The 19,560-nt window shown below is 46.4% G+C and carries 15 protein-coding genes; 7 read left to right on the top strand and 8 right to left on the bottom strand.

Annotated features, from left to right (window positions below; all coding sequences use genetic code 11):
- Position 1: 1 nt before the first annotated feature.
- On the bottom strand, positions 2–1,621 hold the full coding sequence (locus FS818_RS23230) for a xylulokinase (protein WP_260989953.1): 1,620 nt from the start codon (positions 1,619–1,621) through the stop codon (positions 2–4).
- Between the two features lie 515 nt (positions 1,622–2,136).
- On the opposite strand from FS818_RS23230, the gene FS818_RS23225 reads away from it, so the two are divergent.
- From FS818_RS23225 to FS818_RS23215, 3 genes are all read left to right on the top strand, one after another.
- On the top strand, positions 2,137–3,228 hold the full coding sequence (locus tag FS818_RS23225) for a GntR family transcriptional regulator (protein ID WP_145335119.1): 1,092 nt from the start codon (positions 2,137–2,139) through the stop codon (positions 3,226–3,228).
- Between the two features lie 240 nt (positions 3,229–3,468).
- Positions 3,469–4,323 carry a helix-turn-helix transcriptional regulator gene (locus tag FS818_RS23220; protein WP_145335117.1) on the top strand — a complete coding sequence of 285 codons (855 nt, stop codon included), beginning with the start codon at positions 3,469–3,471 and terminating at the stop codon, positions 4,321–4,323.
- A 241-nt stretch (positions 4,324–4,564) separates the two neighbouring features.
- Positions 4,565–5,527 carry an aldo/keto reductase gene (locus tag FS818_RS23215; protein ID WP_145335263.1) on the top strand — a complete coding sequence of 321 codons (963 nt, stop codon included), beginning with the start codon at positions 4,565–4,567 and terminating at the stop codon, positions 5,525–5,527.
- A gap of 146 nt (positions 5,528–5,673) precedes the next feature.
- Here FS818_RS23215 and FS818_RS23210 read toward each other — a convergent pair whose 3' ends face one another.
- Together FS818_RS23210 and FS818_RS23205 are read right to left on the bottom strand one after the other, a co-directional pair.
- The gene (locus tag FS818_RS23210; protein WP_145335115.1) at positions 5,674–6,888 is read right to left on the bottom strand and encodes a sensor histidine kinase; all 1,215 of its coding nucleotides are present in this window, start codon (positions 6,886–6,888) and stop codon (positions 5,674–5,676) included.
- Between the two features lie 175 nt (positions 6,889–7,063).
- Positions 7,064–7,609, bottom strand: coding sequence for a 50S ribosomal protein L25 (locus tag FS818_RS23205; RefSeq protein ID WP_145335113.1), 546 nt, complete (start codon positions 7,607–7,609; stop codon positions 7,064–7,066).
- 338 nt (positions 7,610–7,947) lie between these two features.
- Between FS818_RS23205 and FS818_RS23200 the strand changes: the two genes are divergently transcribed.
- Together FS818_RS23200 and FS818_RS23195 are read left to right on the top strand one after the other, a co-directional pair.
- Positions 7,948–9,420, top strand: a complete 1,473-nt coding sequence (locus FS818_RS23200; protein ID WP_145335111.1) for a hypothetical protein — start codon at positions 7,948–7,950, stop codon at positions 9,418–9,420.
- 161 nt (positions 9,421–9,581) lie between these two features.
- Positions 9,582–10,454 carry a hypothetical protein gene (locus FS818_RS23195; protein WP_145335109.1) on the top strand — a complete coding sequence of 291 codons (873 nt, stop codon included), beginning with the start codon at positions 9,582–9,584 and terminating at the stop codon, positions 10,452–10,454.
- Positions 10,455–10,626: 172 nt separating this feature from the next.
- On the opposite strand, the gene FS818_RS23190 is transcribed toward FS818_RS23195, so the two are convergent.
- The 4 genes from FS818_RS23190 to FS818_RS23175 form a co-directional block, all read right to left on the bottom strand.
- Entirely contained in the window at positions 10,627–12,492 is a 1,866-nt protein-coding gene (locus tag FS818_RS23190; RefSeq protein ID WP_145335107.1) for a hypothetical protein, read from the bottom strand.
- 11 nt (positions 12,493–12,503) lie between these two features.
- Entirely contained in the window at positions 12,504–14,795 is a 2,292-nt protein-coding gene (locus FS818_RS23185) for a glycosyltransferase family 2 protein (RefSeq protein WP_145335105.1), read from the bottom strand.
- Positions 14,795–15,889, bottom strand: a complete 1,095-nt coding sequence (locus FS818_RS23180; protein ID WP_186375574.1) for a bifunctional glycosyltransferase family 2/GtrA family protein — start codon at positions 15,887–15,889, stop codon at positions 14,795–14,797. The genes FS818_RS23185 and FS818_RS23180 overlap by 1 nt, the downstream gene beginning before the upstream one ends.
- A 372-nt stretch (positions 15,890–16,261) precedes the next feature.
- Positions 16,262–17,530, bottom strand: a complete 1,269-nt coding sequence (locus tag FS818_RS23175; protein WP_145335101.1) for an L-lactate MFS transporter — start codon at positions 17,528–17,530, stop codon at positions 16,262–16,264.
- Between the two features lie 230 nt (positions 17,531–17,760).
- Between FS818_RS23175 and FS818_RS23170 the strand changes: the two genes are divergently transcribed.
- Both FS818_RS23170 and FS818_RS23165 read left to right on the top strand, forming a co-directional pair.
- Positions 17,761–18,489 carry a YheC/YheD family protein gene (locus FS818_RS23170; protein ID WP_145335098.1) on the top strand — a complete coding sequence of 243 codons (729 nt, stop codon included), beginning with the start codon at positions 17,761–17,763 and terminating at the stop codon, positions 18,487–18,489.
- 127 nt (positions 18,490–18,616) lie between these two features.
- Positions 18,617–19,105, top strand: a complete 489-nt coding sequence (locus FS818_RS23165; protein WP_145335096.1) for a GNAT family N-acetyltransferase — start codon at positions 18,617–18,619, stop codon at positions 19,103–19,105.
- Positions 19,106–19,214: 109 nt separating this feature from the next.
- On the opposite strand, the gene FS818_RS23160 is transcribed toward FS818_RS23165, so the two are convergent.
- Positions 19,215–19,550, bottom strand: coding sequence for a hypothetical protein (locus FS818_RS23160; RefSeq protein ID WP_090923530.1), 336 nt, complete (start codon positions 19,548–19,550; stop codon positions 19,215–19,217).
- Between the last annotated feature and the right edge of the window lie 10 nt (positions 19,551–19,560).

Genomic DNA, 19,560 nt, shown 5'->3' with positions numbered 1-19,560 from the left:
ATTAGTTTCCTCCGTTCTCTACCAGATGCTCTACAGCGGCATGTTCAATGGCAAGTCCGCTCCGGTAGCGTTCGATAAATGCTTCAAATCCCTTCACATCGGCGGCTTCCGGTGCCACTTCGACCCCTTCGACATTCTTGAACACCTTCTGCTCCAGGAAAACATCCAGCGTTTCTTGCTCACCCTGATTAATCAGGTACGAAGCCAGCAAAGCCATACCCCACGCGCCGCCTTCACCAGCGGTAGACATTACCGATACCGGAACGTTCATGGCCGCTGCTACGATCCGCTGTCCCACCACAGGTGTTTTAAACAGACCGCCATGCGCCAAAATGCTGTCAATGGCCACCTGCTCCTTCTCCGTCAGGATATCCATACCAATCTTGAGCGCGCCGAAGGCACTGAACAGATGCGTACGCATGAAATTCGCCAGGTTAAACTTGCTTTCTGGAGAGCGAACGAACAACGGACGTCCATGCTCCAGTCCTGTAATATTTTCACCGGAGTAGTACCCGTAGCTAAGCAATCCGCCCCCATCCGGGTCGGCTTCAAGCGCCTTGTTAAACAACACGCTGAACAGCTTGCCGGAATCGGCCTCGATGCCCATCGCCTGAGCGAACTCGCGGAACAATCCGATCCATGCATTCAAATCACTGGAGCAGTTATTGGCATGTACCATACCGACCGGACTGCCATCCGGCGTGGTCACCATATCAATCTCGGGGTATACGCTGGACAATTCCTTCTCCAGAACGATCATCGCAAAGACTGACGTGCCCACGGAGATGTTCCCCGTCCGTTTGCGTACACTGTTCGTGGCAACCATACCTGTTCCTGCATCGCCCTCTGGAGCACAGAGCGGAATCCCCGCTACCAGTTCTCCTGACGGATCAAGCAGTTTTGCTCCAGCTTCCGTCAATGCACCTGCATGTTCACCTGCGAGGTACACTTTAGGTAGCACATCCTCAACCTTCCACGGATAACCTTTGTCAGCAATATGCTCATTGAACTGGTTGATCATTGCCGGGTGGTAATTATGCGTTGTCTCGTCAATCGGGAACATACCCGATGCATCGCCGATCCCAATCGCCTTATTGCCAGTCAGCAACCAGTGGATATAACCCGCCAGCGTAGTCAGGTAATCAATCTGAGGTACATGCTGCTCTCCGTTCAAAATCGCCTGATACAGATGGGCAATGCTCCAGCGTTCAGGGATGTTGAACTGCAACAGCTCGGTCAGCTCGCGTGCAGCTGCACCTGTCGTTGAGTTACGCCACGTACGGAACGGTACAAGCATTTCCCCTGCCTGATCCAGCGCGATATATCCGTGCATCATTGCCGAGAAGCCGATTGAACCTACAGTCGTCAGCGGCACACCATACTTCTGCTGCACATCCTGCTTCAACTCGCGGTACGCTGTCTGCAAACCCGAGATGATATCCTCCTGATTGTACGTCCAATAACCGTCTTTCAGCAGGTTCTCCCATTCATAACTGCCGGAGGCAATCGTCTCAAAATGCTCATCAATCAATACCGCTTTAATGCGCGTTGATCCAAGCTCAATCCCAAGTGAGGTTGCGCCCTTAGCAATAGCTTCTTTCACATCCACATGACTCGTCACTTCCGCATATCCCCTCTCTGCTCGCCATCTACGTCCGTGGAACGGCATCTATTCCAACTGCACCCTCGTCAGGCGCAATCCACCACCTACGTTCGTGGCTATAATCTATTTCAGCATTCCAAGAATGCGCTTTCCTGTTCTGACAGCCTTAGTATATTTTTTGTACGTACATTTGTCAATGAAATATCGAAGTTATACTCACAAAGAAAAACTTTTTCAAAACATTCAGTAATATCAACGTATTTTCAATCGTTTTACTTTTAAAATGTAAGGTTCAATCTGACAAAATCGAAGTCAGTCGTACGTAACATCCAACAAAATGTACGGTTTTTCTTGCAACCAAAGCAAATCATGCTAGAATATGTACGTACAACTTAAGCGCTGATTTAATAACTTATACATTGAAATACTATGGATTGAATAATATAGAAGGTTATTTTGTAATCAAATTGCAATGCACCAACAACCTGTAATTCAGTTTTTATATAGACGTTACAACGAAAGAAGTGGACGAATTGAAACCTAAATACCAAGTGATTATTGATGATATAAAGAGCCATATCCTGTCCGGGACTTACAGCATCGGCGTGCAGATTCCTACTGAATTGGCCTTGCAGGAGAGTTATAACGTGAGCCGTCAGACCGTTCGTAAGGCCATCTTGGAGTTGTCTAACGAAGGTTTTTTACGCAGCGAAAAGGGTTCGGGCACCTATGTCAGCAATCAGTACCGATCCCGAGCGGGCGGCAACACTTCCAAGAAGACGATTGGGGTCATTACCACCTATATCTCGGACTATATTTTCCCTTCTATTATTCGCGGTATCGAGCGTCGTCTGAACGAGGACAACTATTCGCTACTGCTCGCCAGTACGAATAATGATGTAGCACAAGAGAAAAAGGCACTTGAGATGATGCTATCTTACGGCGTGGATGGTCTGATTGTTGAACCGACGAAAAGCAATCTGTACAACCCGAATATAGCATACTATCTGTCCTTTAAAGAGCAGGATGTGCCGTTTGCGATGATCAATGCCTTTTATGAGGAGTTAGAGGTCCCCTTTTTCTGTCTGGATGATGTACAGTCCAGTTATCTTGCCACGAAGGAGTTAATCTCCAAAGGCCACACCCAGATCGGGATTATTGCCAAGATGGATGATTTGCAAGGAAAATACCGGATGAAGGGATATATCAAGGCACTAGGGGAAGCAAAACTGAGGTTCCATCCCGAGCATGTGCTCTCGTTTGATACCGCATCGAAAGCGGATCTATCCGCAAACGTGACAGCATATCTGCAAGAAAATCGGGAAGCACTCACCGCGATTGTTTGTTACAACGATGAAGTTGGACTGGAAGTGGTGCACGCTTGCCGCCAGCTCGGAATTTCGATCCCGGATGAGCTGTCCATTATTGGTCAGGACAATTCATATATCGCCAAAAATGCCAACATAAGACTCACCACGCTCACGCATCCCCAAGAGCAGATGGGTCGTGATGCTGCCGATTGGGTTATCCGCAAGTTGCAGGGAAAGAAAGACCTTCCCGATCAAACCTACTATCAGCCTGAGCTGGTGGAAGGCGAGACGGTGAAGGAGATGGAGATTGAATAAACATCCTCATGCTCGCATTCCTATTTTTCTCACATTCTAGCCCATATGCTTACTCTATTCCGTAAGCACAGAAAACGCTGTGAGCCAGTAACTATGGACACAGTAGTGATATAATAATAGCTGGGGCACGGAGTAACATATACTGTTCGGATAGCGTAGAATTCCGTACGATTTACGTTTATTTACGTTATCATCAGCAATACAATTTTGGATAAAAAGAGCTCAGGAGGTGGTCTCGTCATGGTTGAACTGAACGGCCTATCACAACCAGCACATCTGTCACCTGTGGACTTGAACAGCATGCGTGCCAAAACGTTGGGAGATTATCTGAAATCAAGGCGCGCACGGCTTCAACCGGAGCAAGCAGGACTCGCCAAGACTCATGGTCAACGCCGGACACCTGGGTTACGCCGAGAAGAGGTTGCCATACTGGCAGGGGTTAGCGCAACCTATTATACGTTTTTGGAACAGGGTCGAGAGGTAGCCGTCTCCCGAGAAGTGATCGAGAGTATCGGTCGGGCACTCCAGTTGTCTCCCGACGAGCACACTCATCTGCTCGGCCTATGGAATGGTAATGAACCTGAGATGGCACCGCCAATTACCTCGGAGATTACTCAGCCTTGGCGGGATATTGTGAATCAGATGGCGTTTCCTGCGTTTATCACAAATGATCGTGCCGAGCTGCTTGCCTGGAACACAGCTGTCGACAAATACGTATTGGACTACACTTCACGTGCTCCAGAACAACGGAACATGATGTCTAGCTTATTTACAGATCCGGAAATACGGACTCGACTTATCAATTGGGAGGAGATGGCGGCACATTCCGTTGCCATATTCCGTACATCTTATGATAAATATACACATGATCCGTGGTTTCCCAAGTTTGTAGACGATCTTTCCAAAGAAAGTTCTGAATTTGCATCGTTATGGGAGTTGCACCACGTAGAGGCAAAGAGGGTTACACGCGTTTACTACCGACTGCCTGACCAAGAACAAGCTATCGCATATGACATTAATTCGTTATCCTTCACGCTGGATCATCCGGATCTGCATCTGTGCATCTATTCTCCAGTCAAGGAACAGGAATCTTAAACAGCGTTTGCCCTCTTCGATCACAAATCGATTGATCTACACTTCATTTACCACCGTAGTCCTATACAAGACAACCGGAATCATGCCATCCTGGTACTGCCGTTACTAGCATAAGCATGCTGTGGTTAGGGAAGTAACTCCGAATTAGAATGGAATCATGCCTTAAGCATAACGATGAAGGTACTATATTCTCTAATTTGCGGAAAAGAGGGATGATCGGATGAAGTTTAATAATAATGGAGTGGTGAAAAGAAAGTTAGGTTCACTTGGACTTGAGGTATCCGCACTGGGACTTGGTACCATGATGATGCCTGACAATGAGGATTCGATACGCACGATCCATGGTGCACTCGATCAAGGCGTTACCTTGTTCGACACAGCTGATATATATGGGGAACATTTCATGCAACAAGGACGGTTCGGAGGTAACGAGCAGCTGGTTGGCCGAGCTCTGAAAGGCCGTCGTGATCAAGCTATTCTGGCGACCAAATTCGGCATCGTATCTCCAACCATGAAAGTACTCGGACACCCGGCGTATGTCAAAAAATCAATCGATTCCAGCCTGCTTCAACTGGGCACAGATTACATCGACTTGTACTATCAGCATCGTGTCGATCCGGACGTCCCCATTGAAGAGACCGTCGGCGCTATGGCTCAACTTGTGCAGGAAGGTAAAGTCCGCTTCCTCGGTCTTTCGGAAGCCACGGCGGATCAGATCCGGCGGGCACATGCCATTCACCCCATCACGGCGGTAGAAACAGAATACTCGCTATGGAGCCGCGAAGTAGAGGATGAAGTTTTGCCTGTGCTGGATGAACTGGGTATCGGTTTTGTGCCCTATAGCCCCTTGGGACGCGGATTCCTGACTGGACAAATTCGGACGTTTGATGATCTGCCTGCGGATGATTACCGCCGCTTCTTCCCTCGTTTCCAAGGAGATAATTTCAATAAAAATCTGGAGGTCGTTCGGCTGATTGAGCAGCTTGCCGCACGAAAAGGCTGTACTACGCCTCAACTGGCTCTGGCCTGGCTGCTGGCGCAGGGGGAGCAAATTGTACCTATTCCTGGTACGAAACGTCTGGATCGGTTGCAGGAGAACCTTGGTGCGTTGCAGGTCACGATCACACCGGAAGAACTGGCCGAGATCGAACAAATCTCGCCAAAAGGGTTTGCAGCCGGCGAGCGCTATCCTTCGTTTTCCTGAGGTCAGAGTTGACTAAGAGTAAGAACAGGAACAGAAAAAGGCTGCCATTCGGCAGCCTTTCTTGACTCACTTTTTAAATCTATTTATGCTCGGACTCTTCTTTTATTTATTCCTCTTAACAAAAAATCTAACACTCTCCTTGCCCTTTAGCTGCGGTCTGTTGCCGGAAACGTCAGGATCACCGTCGTACCTACTCCCTTCTCACTCTCATACTTAATCGTTCCGTTAACCTTCTCCACGATGTTGAAGCAGATCATCAGCCCGAGTCCCGTACCATTCGTTTTCAGCGAGTAAAACGGGGTCCCCAAAGCTTTAACTTCCTCCTCCGTCATCCCGCACCCCTGATCCACAATCTTGATCTCCACCTTCTGCTTCACAAGTCTTGCTGTTACATGAACCATGGCTCCCGTATCCGAGGCTTCCAGAGCGTTCTTGATCAGATTAATGATCACCTGCTTAAACTCAACGGCATTCATGAAGATCGTGCAGCCCTCTTCAATCTCGATATCGATATGTTTATTGGACAACATGGCGTAGGAGCCCAGTAGGCTAGCTACCCCCTCAAGCACCTCTTGCACATTTACTTTCTCATCAACCAATATTTCTCGGTTCGGTTTGGCGATGGACAAAAATTGGGAGGTCACCTGTTCCACCGTATTCAGCTCATCGATCATCAGCGCAAACTTGGATCGATCTGCAGCATCGAAGGCCGGATTTTGTTGATACAATTGCAGGAATCCCCGTACCACCGTTACCGGATTACGGATTTCGTGCGCAACCGCTGCCGTTAGATGTGCAACCATTTTGAGACGTTCGGATTGTTGTACCTGTTCCAAATATAGCTCCTGTTTGCGTATCCGATCAAAAGTTAAAAAGAAAATGAGAAACAGGAGCAGTTGACTCGCCATAATATTAATCAGATTACCAGCCAAATCTATATGTATATACTTGTACACATTATCTTGCATGTGAATATAAGTCGTCACAACCACCAGCATAACTGTATTCAGGCTGAGCGAGATATAAAACAGTTTGAAATCATAGAACAGAATTGCGAGTGCCGGAAGCAAACAGATCATAATGTAAGTTGTCCACGTCTGAGGATAGATCAAAGCTAGCGTGTAGAAATAGACAAACCCAAGTAAAATAATGCTCAATCGAAATGCAAACGTTTCATATCTAGGGTAAATGAGAAGACATACAGGTATCGTCACAACACATAACAAATGAATGACATATCCGATGGTAATACCCTGAAGCTCTGCGGTAGATACGGCTAATCCGGCTGCCATTAGAAGGATCATTAAAAACATAGATATGTAATAGGTCTTCCGATTCATTGGACTATGCAATTCCTTCATATATTCACCACCTTGTTCGTAAACTTCATATATATAGTATTGTATCTTATTTCCTGTATCACCTTCCATCGATGAGGAATATTTTATTTTTGACTCCTGACTCCAACCAAAACAAACCGCATGGACATTTAGCCCATGCAGCTTTTCAAACACTTTTAAAACACCAAGAACAGCATTAAGGTTTAATCACAGAGAGAAGTGACTCGTTGCCCTCGGAAATGACCGTTACTTCCGGTGCGAACTCGGCATCCTCAACATGTAGGGTTTGACCAATTTTCATTGCACTGATATCAAACTCGACCACGGTTGGCAAATGACGAGGTAGAGCCTCCACTTCGATAGCAGCTAACTGAATCTGTACAACACCACCGTACTTCGCATCCTCCGGGGTTCCGTTGAACTTGACCGGGATTTTGGTACGTAGCACCTCATCGTTCTGTACCTGCTGAAAATCGACGTGAATCAAATCTCGTGTAACCGGATCACGCTGCAGATCTTCCAGCAATACGGTAAGTGAAGGCTTGTCTTCGAATTGCAGCTCGATGAATCCGGACGCACCTTGGTTCAACCATTTTTGAAATGGTACCGACGGGATATGAATCATCTCATTTTCTGTATTTTTGCCAAAAACAATACCTGGCAGGCGGCCAGATTGGCGCAAATTCTGAAGTCTGGACGGCTTTAATTTGATACGGGTCTCCGCTTGTATATAAGTAGTCATGCTATGTTCGCTCCTCTGTATTCTATGATTTTCTGTACACGTTCACTTTCCATCATCCAACATTCCCCTACGGGGACTAAAGAGAGAAACATAGCATCACCACCTCCACACGGCTTCATTTTAAAAACCATTAAATGTAAACTCCCATAATATACAGCAAGGCACTCTACTTGGAAAAGTAGAATGCCCTTGGGATGCTTCCAGCCTATCATAGAAACCCATGTTTGTCGATGAACCTACTACCTGTACTACCATGATATTCATCACTTAACAAATGCATATATTTGGTATATTATAGAATTGTAGCAAAAAATTATAAGAAGAGAGGGGTTTACACTTTGAAAAAGACACTCTCCACGCTTATCGTCATGAATCTAGTTCTGACCTTTGCTTTTAGTTTCAGCGCTTCGGCTAACAATGATTCTGAGGGAAAAGAATTCCCTGAGGCACGCATTACGGAACAGGTCATACAGCCAGACACTGAGATTATCACTGAGCTGACCGAGGCTCCCACCGAGTTGGATTCCACTCCATTGAAGGAACACCGGCTCAAGGAAACGGTCAACCTGAATGAAACTTCTGCCACTTCCAAAACACATAAGCAACAACGTTTGCTGGCTACTCCGCAATCGGAGGATACAGATAACGCAACAGCCGCAGCTGAGACCACTACATACACTGGCTACATCCAGGAGCAAGGCACCTCCAGCTACTTGTATCCGATCTATGTACAACCCGGGCATATTCTGCAAGTACAGATGGATAATCCCGCATCTGCACAGCTTGATTACGATCTATATCTCTATGAATTCGATATGTCCACCGGGGAAGTGAATCCGAACCCTATTGATTACTCCATATACGGGACGTATTTGAATAATTACGGTAACGGGTCCAGAACGTTGTCTGAAAATGTAGGCACGAAAAATATCACTTCCGGAGCCAAGGCCTACTTAATTGAAGCCTACGGCAAGGTTGGTGCTAGCATCAACGAGCCGTTTACCCTGACGGTCTCCACAAGCTCGACTTATGATGCCTTCGAGACAGACGAGAACGCGCTTCGGGCCTACCCACTTACAGTCGCTGTTGGCGGCTCTACACTCGCTACTCGTTCATTAAATTCGGAGATTGATCAGGATTGGTACAAAATCACCGTTCCTGAGAGCAGAAACTATGATGCGATGCGCATCACGCTGGATCAAGCTTCAACGGCAAATGGTTACAAAGCTGAATTGTACGGAGCTTTAAGTAACAATCGAATGGCCTTGATGCCAACTACGAACGGTAATGTATCGTTAGGTACGGGCACTCATTATTTGAAGGTCTATACAACCAACACGTATTCTGACACCAACTATTCACTGCATTTGCAGCCTGTATTACGTGCAGACAAAATTGTCATTACGGGCTACAACTCCAACGGCGGCCCCAATGATTACCCTTCTTATGCCTATGGACGCTACTACCGAATCACGGGATCAAGCTTCACGGTGACAGGGGTTGCGGCTACTTCCGATAACTATGCCGTTGCTAATGCGGAAGTCGAGGTTATCTGGGCGAATGATGCCTGGTCTGAAAGCAGCAACAACCGTTATCGCAGTGCCAAAGTCATGACCAACAGCAGTGGGCAGTTCACTGCAACGTTGTCCCTGCCTCCTTCCGCCGGCAGCCTCAGTCAGTACTTGCCAGGAGCCATAAGCTTCACACATTATTATGATCTTTGTGCTGTGCTGGCCAGAGTGACGAGTCGTCCAAGTGTGAATACGACCGATATTGTGTATCACTTCGCCTACAGTATTTATGGCGGTTGATTGAATCAAGGAGAGCGACGAGCGGTGAAAGATAGCCGTTCGTTGCTCTTTTTTGTCCATTTATATTAAAAATATGGAATATTATTTCGATAACATAAAGAGACATGTCTGAGATGGAAAAATTAGAGCATTTATTTTTTAACGAATAGGGGTGTTTACGAATGAAGGTTCAAAGCACAACGCCGTTTGACCTCAATGCCTACACTCATTCACAACAACGCACAGGACAAGCGAATCCATCAAATCAACCAACGATGATTACAGGGAAGTTCGATTTGTCTCATGACACAGATACCGTAGAGATCAGTAATGCTTCCCGGCAGCTTGCCTCCTCGGATGTCGTGAACCATTCAGCCGTTTACTTTGGCACCGTTCAGATCAACGAGTCACTGGAACGTCTGCTTAAGGGCCAATCTTCCGAGGTTAAAGAAACGGTGTATGGCATCATTCAATCTAATCTGATTACGGAAGTAACAGATGAGGGCCATCGATCCGCTTTACTCGAACTTGGTCTAACTCAAGCACAATACATAGCGGACAACTACATGAAGGGCGATCAGGCCACCGAGTTCATGAATACGATCCGCCAGATTGGAGCGATCTCCACAACCAGAACGATTAACCCCGAAACGAAACAAATTCAGTATAATACACCACCACAACGGCCGGTTGGTGCACCGGAGGATTACGTGGATCTTAATTACATGATGCGCAAATTCCAGCCTCAGACCTATGATATGTTGCAAGACGCCATCGTAAACAACAAGGACTGGAGCAGCATTCTACAGAACTTTGCGAAACAGGCATCCACGAATCAAGCATGGATCAAAGAATACCGTGAGGATGCGACTCGCCCTGCGGGTAACCTGCCCGCCAAGAACCGATTTGAACAGGCTGACACGACTGACCTGAACTCATTTGTCCATGCGGTGAAAGAGATGATTACCCGGACCGATTCACCAAACAACAAGCTGCTGATTGATAATATCGAAGCCTTTATGCGAAAACTTAAACCCGAGGGTAAGGCTACCTAAGCAGAAGTTAGGTCTTTATCTAGGATATCAAAAAGCTCCACTCACCGGTTTCATGGGAGTGGAGCTTTTTTTAGTCTGTCCTGGTTACTACCATAGCGTGATCATAAGACGGGGACGCTTCCTTTTTTTGATAAAGGAAACGTGCCTTGGATCACTGGGTAGTAGGCTTCATTTAAACGGAGGTTAATGTCAGCGTAATCTGATCACCGGATCGGGTGATCTTATAGATCCCTTTTTGCATATCAATGCCGTAGTGCTTTTTCAGTAACATTTTCGCGTTGAGATCCGTCTCAATCACCACAAGGTAGTCGTAGTTACTTAGCAAGTTGTCCATATTATCCTCGTAGAACAGCACGATACCGTCCACATTGGGAGCGTATAAGAAGTATCTACCTACGTATTGCATATAATAACTTGTCACCTGCTGATCTCGGTCAGAACCATAAAACAAATACTTGCTTCGATCCTCTTTGCCGCCGGTATACCACCGATCCCCTGTCACCGTATGAACTTCGTAGGGAAGGGTTTTGTCGTACGTTCTCGTGATTGAGATCATACCGTTATATTCGGACAAGAGGGTTGTTGCCGCGAGTGCCATACACGCGATGATTCCCTGTTGATAATGCCTCTTCGTCTGTACCGTCTTGAATGATTGATAATCAGGAACCTCACCGATGCGGTAATGGAACGTACGCTCAATATCAACAGCTGCACAGAGCACCAGTCCACCAGCGAACAACACCACGATACTTGATGCGTAACGCTCGAACCCAGCCAGTCGGACAGCCTCATCCACAGGCATGGAGAACAGATACAGTGCCAGAATTCCGGCATAGTACAGTACCACGACCACATTCAGTGCAATCAGCACTTTCCACAGATTCCACTTCTTCTTGAGCACCACGTGAGCCACAATCGAAGCAGCGATCGCAGCAACTTCAAAAATAACAATACCCAGCACAGGTCTGGATGTAATATCCACGCTGGATTTCAAGAAGAGCACAAGAATGTCCCACTTTTGCTCTGCTGTTTTACCCGACTTCAGGGCCGCGGCTGCTCCCTCGAACTTGTTATTCACACCGCGGAATACCGTTGCCATACGCCAGCTCCAACTGAAATACGGCAGTAACGCCCCTGCAATCGTACCGAGCACAGCGAGTCCAATCTTCCAGTTCGCACGTTGCTTATTCGTAAGCCAGATATATACGAGAAAAATCAGCCCCACGGCAGCAAAAATGATGCCTGTACTTTTGATTACCGTCAGCAGACCCGCCAGAGGCAGAATAATGATGCAAGCTCGCTTCAGATCATGACGATACTGGTATATCGCCGCCACAATCGCGAGTGCAAAAATTGGAAGCAGGAAATCTACGAGCAGGTTGGTGATACGGATCGTCAGGTTGAAAAAGGACAAGGTCGATAAACCTAACCCGAGAAAAGCATATAACAGGAACCGTTTTTTCTCTGACACGATGCCAAACATCGCATAGAAACAGGAAAAGATTAGCAGCCCTTGCGCCAGCAGCATAATCGGTTGAGTGTGTCCCATGAAGCGGCAGATGTAGTATATAAACGACGACGTGCCGAGCGGGTAATTTTTAAACTCAATCAGGTCCGAATTCGGCGTTGGAAACGCATTGGTGCTCAGCATTTCTTTTACCACAATCGCCCAATGCGAGAAATTATCGTAGTGAGTCAGCTCCGTGTGGAACAGAATGAGCAGAAATACGAAAACCCCGCTTAGAAAACTTAATTGAAATAACGAAAATGAAAAAGACCATGAGCCCCGTTTACTCTGGTACAAAGCATGTATCACTCTACCTCTAAACAGCAGTAAGCCTGTAACTAGCACAACAATGCTGCCCGTGAAGAGCTGTCCTGCTAATCCGGCAAAATAGACGATACAGGCGATAGCCGAGAACACAAATATCGGAATGAACTCCCACCGGATGGACATCACCTTACGGACAAACTGCATATAACCGATCATCGATACTATGAGTAAAATGCCCATCACAAGTTGAAGCAAAAACAGCATGTCTATCTCTCCTAACCCTCTTTGGTGAACCGCTCAGCTTGTGGAAGAATCAAATCACTCAGTAACTGATCAATCAAACCACGCCCCAAGATCTCATCGATATTCTCTACGGAGAGAAGCACTTCACGTTTGTTTGCCGTTGTTTTTCCCGTATGTTTTAAGACCACTTCAATGTTGCTTTCCGTGTAAAAGGTAACTTCCGACCCTTCTGCTATCTTACCTTGCAGATTCGTGGCAGAGAAGAAACGATAATTAAAGCTGAGCAGTGTGCAGCTCGCATGATTCGTAAACGTAACGGGAAGATGAAGGGAAAGCCTTGGCATCTTCCGCTGATCTGATTTGGGTCGCACAATCCGTTTTTTCACATTACGCAACATATCGTCATATGCAGTGTCCCATAGATTCATTTGCTCCGGCAGTGAATGCTTCCGGTCATAGATGAGCTGCATGTATTGCCGATTATCCGTCTCACTGAGCGGTTTAACCGTTGCGGAATAGCGCCATCCTTCGCCATCTGCCTTGACATACACGATAACCGCATCCAGATTAGCTTCGTATCGACTCGATTGCACGACCAGAGAGATCGTCTTCTTCTCCGGTAGATAAATCGGGTACGGCACATAAAACGCGATGCCATTTTCCGAAAGATCCACTGTCTTGGCCTCGTAACGTAGCGTGCTGTCCAGATAACGGATGATTACATCCTCTTGCGCCCGTATCCGTTCATTCTCCCGGTATGCTCGCCGCCCGATCATGAAGAAGAGTGCATAGAACAAGGCAATCATGTTGTGAACGAGCCAGAAGATGATAATACTGCTGAAAAATAAAGCAATGCCGTACTTGCCGTTCACGTACCGAATAATCGCAGCGATGGACAGGATCACCAGAAAAATATGCGGCAGTGCATATTTCATCGAGGCAATCCACTCGCGTCCGGTTGAACGATTTTTATTCGTCACCTTGAACTTGCGCTCACGGATACCTACAGTCTCCAGAATAACCGGCCAGATCAGATACGGCATGAAGATGGTATCAATGACCTGACTCCAGCGCTGGTTCCGTATATTACTGGACAGATAACGCATCGACAGACTGTAGAAGAAATACGATGGCAACCAGAAGATCAGAATCTGCCAGAAGGTCGTATTTACGATCTGGAAATCAAATAAAGCGAACAGAATGGGAGACAAGATAAAGATCAGCCGATTGAAAAAAGACCACCAGTATAAAAAACTGCTCACATAGGTCACTCTCGTCCAGAAAGGCAACTTTCTGGAGATCGGTGCACGCGTATTTTGCAAGCTCTGAATGATGCCCCTCGCCCATCGTATCCGCTGTTTGATCATGCTCGGAATCGTGGTCGTCGTCTGTCCTGCAGCTTGAACCTCCTGCGTCGCATACGTGATATACCCTTCTTGCTGCAAACGGATGCTTGTCTCAAAATCCTCCGTAATGGTGTTCAGTGGGAATCCACCGATATCCACCATCCCTTGCCGGGCAATCACTGTATTACTGCCCGTATACGCAACCGCATTGGACGCATTGCGCAGAATGTTAACCTCGCGCGAGAAAAAGTCCTGTTCATTCGGAATACCTTGCTCCGCATACAGATTGAACTGGAATAGATCCGGATTGTAAAAGCTTTGCGGGGTCTGTACCAGCCCCAGCTTAAAGTTTGGATCGATCTCCTCCTCACGGCGAAGGCGCCATTCCCCATTTTCTTCGATAAATGTGGAGAGCATGAAATAGGGTACGGTTTTCATCAGAAACGTATGTTGCGGGATCATATCTGCATCAAAGGTTGCAATGAGTGGAGACGATGTCTTGCTCAGTGCATTGTTCAGGTTGCCGGACTTCGCATCCTTATTACCAGGAAACCCTAGATAACCGATGCCGAACTGCTTCGCCAGTTCCTCTACCGCAGGCCGTGCGCCATCATCACACAGGTAGATATGTACCTTCGACTTGTCCGGGTAATCCATAAACGTACAGGCATTCACCGTTTTATATAAAAGGTCAACGGGTTCGTTATGTGTAGCTATAAATACATCGACGTGCGGGTAATATTCATCCGGGATCACCGGAAAATCGAGCTGCGCCCGTTTTTTTTGCATCTTTTGAAAAAACAACTCAAAGGTCGTGCCGACCGTAACCGCCTCCGCCAAAATGAGCAGTATGCCAAAGATGACGTTCAGCACCCCTTCTCCCCATGGCAGCGTAAAGAACATACGCCAGATCAGATAGATGGTCATGAGAATCATGGTGATGATAAAAAATACATTTTGCCTTTTCTCGTTTTGCACTACAGCTGCTTCCTCCTTGCTGCAAATACCCACCTCCGCTGTAGTTGAAAGCTTAGCAGGAACAGGATGGCATCACAGACGAATTTCGCTGCCTTCTCATCCACGAGGAATAGGGTATGGAATAAATAAACGCCTGTACTCGACAACAATATAACCAGGCCACACAACGTTAAGTAACGCCACAGACTACCCTTGCTGTCTTCCTTGCGGAACACAAAATATCGATTCAGGACATAATTCACGACAATCGAGATGACTCGGGCAATCACGGTTGCGAGCAAAATTCTTAAGTAATGCTGATCCCCCATCATGGGGCGCAGGAAATCGATCAAAAACCAGGCAATGCCCAAATCAACGACAGAGCTGGCAACCGACGAAGATATAAAACGAAAGAAATTCGAGAACAGCACCCCCATTACCCGGGCACTATCCTGAATGGCTTTGAAATGGGTACCCGCATTACCATTTTCATAGATGACCTGAATGGGTACCGTATGAATAGCGATACCCGACTGAATACAGGAGATCAGCATCTGCAGTTCATATTCAAACCGCTTGCCGCGTACATCCAGCATAAATGACAATAGCCCTGTGCCGAAGGCACGAAGTCCCGTCTGGGTATCCGACAGTTTTTTTCCATATAACAGCGCAAAAATAAACGACGTCATCCGATTGCCAAACAACGATTTAGGCGGAATATCGCCCTCACTGAAATTTCGCACGCCGAGCAGTAAGTCATTCGGACGACGCTTGGCTTCCTGAGCAATCCGATACACATCTTCTGCAGCGTGCTGCCCATCTGAATCCGCAGTAACCACGTAGTGAGCCTGTCCATAATGCTGTGCTATGTACCGAAATCCGGTCTTCAGCGCCTCGCCTTTCCCTTGGTTGTGTGCGTGTCGCAACAAAGTGCATCCATTATCTTCTAATTCTTCGAAAATGTGCTGGTATTTCTCGCCAGAACCATCATCTACAATGACCAATTTCGTAAAACCGTAGTCTCGCAACTGACGTACATAGGATAAAAGTCTATCATCTGGTTCCAGCGAAGGAATGAGGATGATCGTTTCGTCCTTTTCTTGTGCTATAATCATCCGAAATGAGCCCCAATTCGACATATTTTCATGAAAATTTGGCGTATATTAGCGTTAATATCTTCCTTGAATATAGGAGAGTATACCATCGAAAAGGTGGGGCGTAAACGAGAATTTTTGTAATCTAATGGTAAAAAAGTTTTACATTTTCATGTACATATGTTAGTCGTAACAGACTATATCACTCTGATATATTAATCATTCAGCTACCTTAAAAATAATAAAGAACCCCCGTCTATTAAACGGGCGGTTCGGTTTTTGTCATATGGTCTACACAACAGCAAATTAATAAGGTTTTATTACATATCCAGTCCAGCAGAATCCCCGTATTCATCGCCGTAAGAATCATAAATACCAAGGAGTTGCCTTTGCTCAAACGGTCACTTTGTGGTTGTTATTCACATTTTTACTCTGAAATCTGACAGCCCACTTGTATACAAAGGTCAGAATAAATCCGGCCAGGCCACAGACTGCTGCAATCACAAAGGCTCTCTGATAACTGCCATCCGCGCTATACACACTTCTCATGATTGACGGTCCAAAATAGCCAGCCAGCGCAAATCCGATAAACATAATCCCGTAATTCACACTGTTGTTTTTGGCTCCAAACTGATCCGCCGTGAAGCCGGGGAATACCCCCATCAAAGAACCAAAGCTTAAACCAATCATGGAAATGCCCATATAAAATGTACCTACACTGTTCTCTCCTGAAAAATAAAGCATGATCAGGCCGGCCACGGACAGAAGCGAGGTAATGGCAAGGGTATTGATTCGGCCAATTTTATCTGATATATAGCCAGCCAGAATCCGGCCACCTGTATTAAACAGTGCCAAGATCGATACAACTGTTGTTGCAGCCGCAGCCGACAAACCAACCATTTTCTGAGCGATAGGTGAGGCTTGAGAGGTACACATCAGTCCGGCAAAAGCTCCGCTGATCAACAGCAGGATCATCACGTAGAAGATCGGGCTTGCAAGCATACCTTTCCAGTTTTTATTTTCTTTTGGCGCGCCGCTGATATGGGCAGCATTAGGTGTCCATCCTGAAGGTGCGAAATCGGCTGGACATTTTTCAATAAAGAACGAAGCCACACAAATAATAAGAAGAAAAGCGACCCCTATCATCATGAATGCTGAGGTTACACCAGAGTTGCTGATCAAAATATTGGCTACCGGAGGAATGATCACAGAGCTTAACCCGTAAGCAGCTGTTGTTACGCCACCAACCAATCCGCGTTTGTCAGGGAAAAACTTGATGGAGTTACTGATCGTACACCCGTAAACCATTCCCGTTCCCAGACCAAGCACAATCCCGTAAGCAAATACCAGAAAACCTACAGACGTTGCAAAGCTGGATAAAATCATACCGCCCCCAAACAAGATTCCTCCAACCAGAATGACCTTCTTGGGCCCGAACCTGTCATTAATCCATCCGCCCGATATCATCGTAATGGGTCCAACTGAGTTGCAGATGGTAAACGCAATAGCCAAATCCCCGGGTGTCAATGTACGCCCTGTGAGACCACTGAGATAAGCGGCCATCGGGGCAGCAAATACACTCCATGCATAGATGGAGCCAATACATAAATTAATAAAGCAGCTCGCAATCAGAATAATCCATCTCTTCTTTGTCAGTTCCACTGAGATCTTTTCCCCTCATGTTGTATTGTGAAATAATTCACTAACTTATGCGATATAGTGTAGCACAGCTTTTTATATCTATCTATGACAACACGTATAGCTTTATAAAGTTTTTTTGTAGCTGGTGAAAAGGACAGCGATTCTCATTTTTAGACGAATGGCGGCTTATGCCAGAGACAGGTTTGAATTAAAATAATAAAGAGAGTCGTAGACCCTGATCAAAGGCTGTGATGTTAATGGTATTTCAACGGGACAAATGGCTGCAGTATCGCGCCTTTCGCAATGTACCTTTACTCGCCAGGCGACTACCCGAAACACAGTTGCTGGAAAATGAAGCATTGCACCATATGCTGTTACAACATTCAAGTGTCGTGCTGAAACCCTGCGACGGACGTTATGGCAGAGATATTGTGTTCATCCGGCGTCTGAAGACAGGCACTTACCAAATTCAAAACGAGAATAATATCATTACCATGCAAAACAAGAGTGATTTACAGGATTGGTTTGATCAACTAAACAAGGATCGTGAGTATATCATCCAGCAACGTCTATATTTAGCTCGCATTCAGCAAAGGCCGTTCGATCTTCGCATCATGGTTCAGCGTCAAAAAGCAAACTCGTCCCCTTGGAAAGTAACCGGTTCCTACGCCAAAATCGCCTCACGCGGATATCTGGTGACTAATGTGACCAACCGTACCATTCCTGTGCTCAAAGCGTTGCAATTAGCACGTGTTGGTGGACGGAAACTGCTCCTTCAAGTCGAGCGTACAGCTCTGCTGGCTGCCCGGAGTCTGGAAGTTCAATACCCTGATCTGAGACAAATCGGTTTTGATATTGGCATCGATAAAAACGGCCGCGTCTGGATCATTGAAGGCAATTACCGCCCTGACCTGCGTCCTTTCAGGCGCTTGAAAGACTCTGCGATGTATCGCCGAATCTTGTGGTACCAGAAGCATTAATACGAGGATTTACACGAGCCAAGAAGCGACTCCCCGTTGATCTGGGCAGTCGCTTTAACTTTTCGATAGGGACTGAGATGCTTTATAATATGAATAGTAAAATTGCGATTCAAATAGGAGAATACATATGAGAATTATGGAAAGCCACCAAATCCCGGATACAAAACGGAATGATTTTTTTGCTGAGCATTGGGGGAGTCCTCAGATGGTCATCTCAACAGGGGTCTATCACAGTGATAAGCTGAACGGGTACGCAGTAATGAATGAAGATGGAGAAATCAGAGGCTATATTACGTACGTTATGCATGAAGATCATTGCGAAGTGATCTCTCTGGATAGCCTGGACGAAAATCAGGGAATTGGGTCAGCCCTTTTGGCGAAAGTAGAGGACACTGCTCGGCAAGCCAAACGGAAACATATTCAGCTGATCACCACAAATGACAACCTTCACGCACTCCTTTTTTATCAGAAAAAGGGATACCAGATTATTCAAATCTACCCGGATGCAGTAGCAAAAGCAAGAGCTTTGAAACCAAGCATTCCTCTCGTTTCTGAACAAGGCATCCCCATTCGAGACGAATTGCTTCTGCAAAAGATACTGGTTTTTACAAGCTGATCCGTTAGTGATGCATGCAATCAAACGCTAAAAGAAGCGACTCTCCATAGTTTCATCGGAGAGTCGCTTCTTAACATCCTTTTCTTTGTTCAATGGGATGCCGATATCGTTAACATTTCCGGCGGCGTCTAGCCGAACTTACTACACGCGTGACCCGGAACTGGTTCGGGCCCACCTGGATAATCGCGAACTGGCTATAGGATGTTCCAGATGACGTGTACGGTTCTGCCTCAATATTTCCACTTGGTGTGATCACAGTAGCAGTAATTCGAGTCACCAGACAAACACCACGTCCCGAAGACTGCCAAGTCCCTTCACGTTGAACACTGTAACGGTCATTGCTACAGAAGATAGACGCATACTCGACCGTCCCATACGCATTAAACGAAGTAGAGTTATAGATCTGAACCGGATCATACCCACCTGTTGGTCTACGATTTCCCATTCTCAAAACC

Source organism: Paenibacillus xylanexedens (assembly GCF_007680605.1).
In the GTDB taxonomy this organism is placed as follows: Bacteria; Bacillota; Bacilli; order Paenibacillales; family Paenibacillaceae; genus Paenibacillus; species Paenibacillus xylanexedens_B.
This window is presented reverse-complemented; position numbering and strand designations above follow the sequence as displayed.

What these genes read in the sequence shown, in the direction of transcription:
- FS818_RS23205 (WP_145335113.1), bottom strand. Translation starts at nt 7,609, where the DNA reads ATGACTACTTATATACAAGCGGAGACCCGTATCAAATTAAAGCCGTCC.
- FS818_RS23170 (WP_145335098.1), top strand. Translation starts at nt 17,761, where the DNA reads ATGTTAATGGTATTTCAACGGGACAAATGGCTGCAGTATCGCGCCTTT.
- FS818_RS23165 (WP_145335096.1), top strand. Translation starts at nt 18,617, where the DNA reads ATGAGAATTATGGAAAGCCACCAAATCCCGGATACAAAACGGAATGAT.
- FS818_RS23210 (WP_145335115.1), bottom strand. Translation starts at nt 6,888, where the DNA reads ATGAAGGAATTGCATAGTCCAATGAATCGGAAGACCTATTACATATCT.
- FS818_RS23190 (WP_145335107.1), bottom strand. Translation starts at nt 12,492, where the DNA reads ATGCTGTTTTTGCTTCAACTTGTGATGGGCATTTTACTCATAGTATCG.
- FS818_RS23180 (WP_186375574.1), bottom strand. Translation starts at nt 15,889, where the DNA reads ATGATTATAGCACAAGAAAAGGACGAAACGATCATCCTCATTCCTTCG.
- FS818_RS23160 (WP_090923530.1), bottom strand. Translation starts at nt 19,550, where the DNA reads ATGGGAAATCGTAGACCAACAGGTGGGTATGATCCGGTTCAGATCTAT.
- FS818_RS23220 (WP_145335117.1), top strand. Translation starts at nt 3,469, where the DNA reads ATGGTTGAACTGAACGGCCTATCACAACCAGCACATCTGTCACCTGTG.
- FS818_RS23195 (WP_145335109.1), top strand. Translation starts at nt 9,582, where the DNA reads ATGAAGGTTCAAAGCACAACGCCGTTTGACCTCAATGCCTACACTCAT.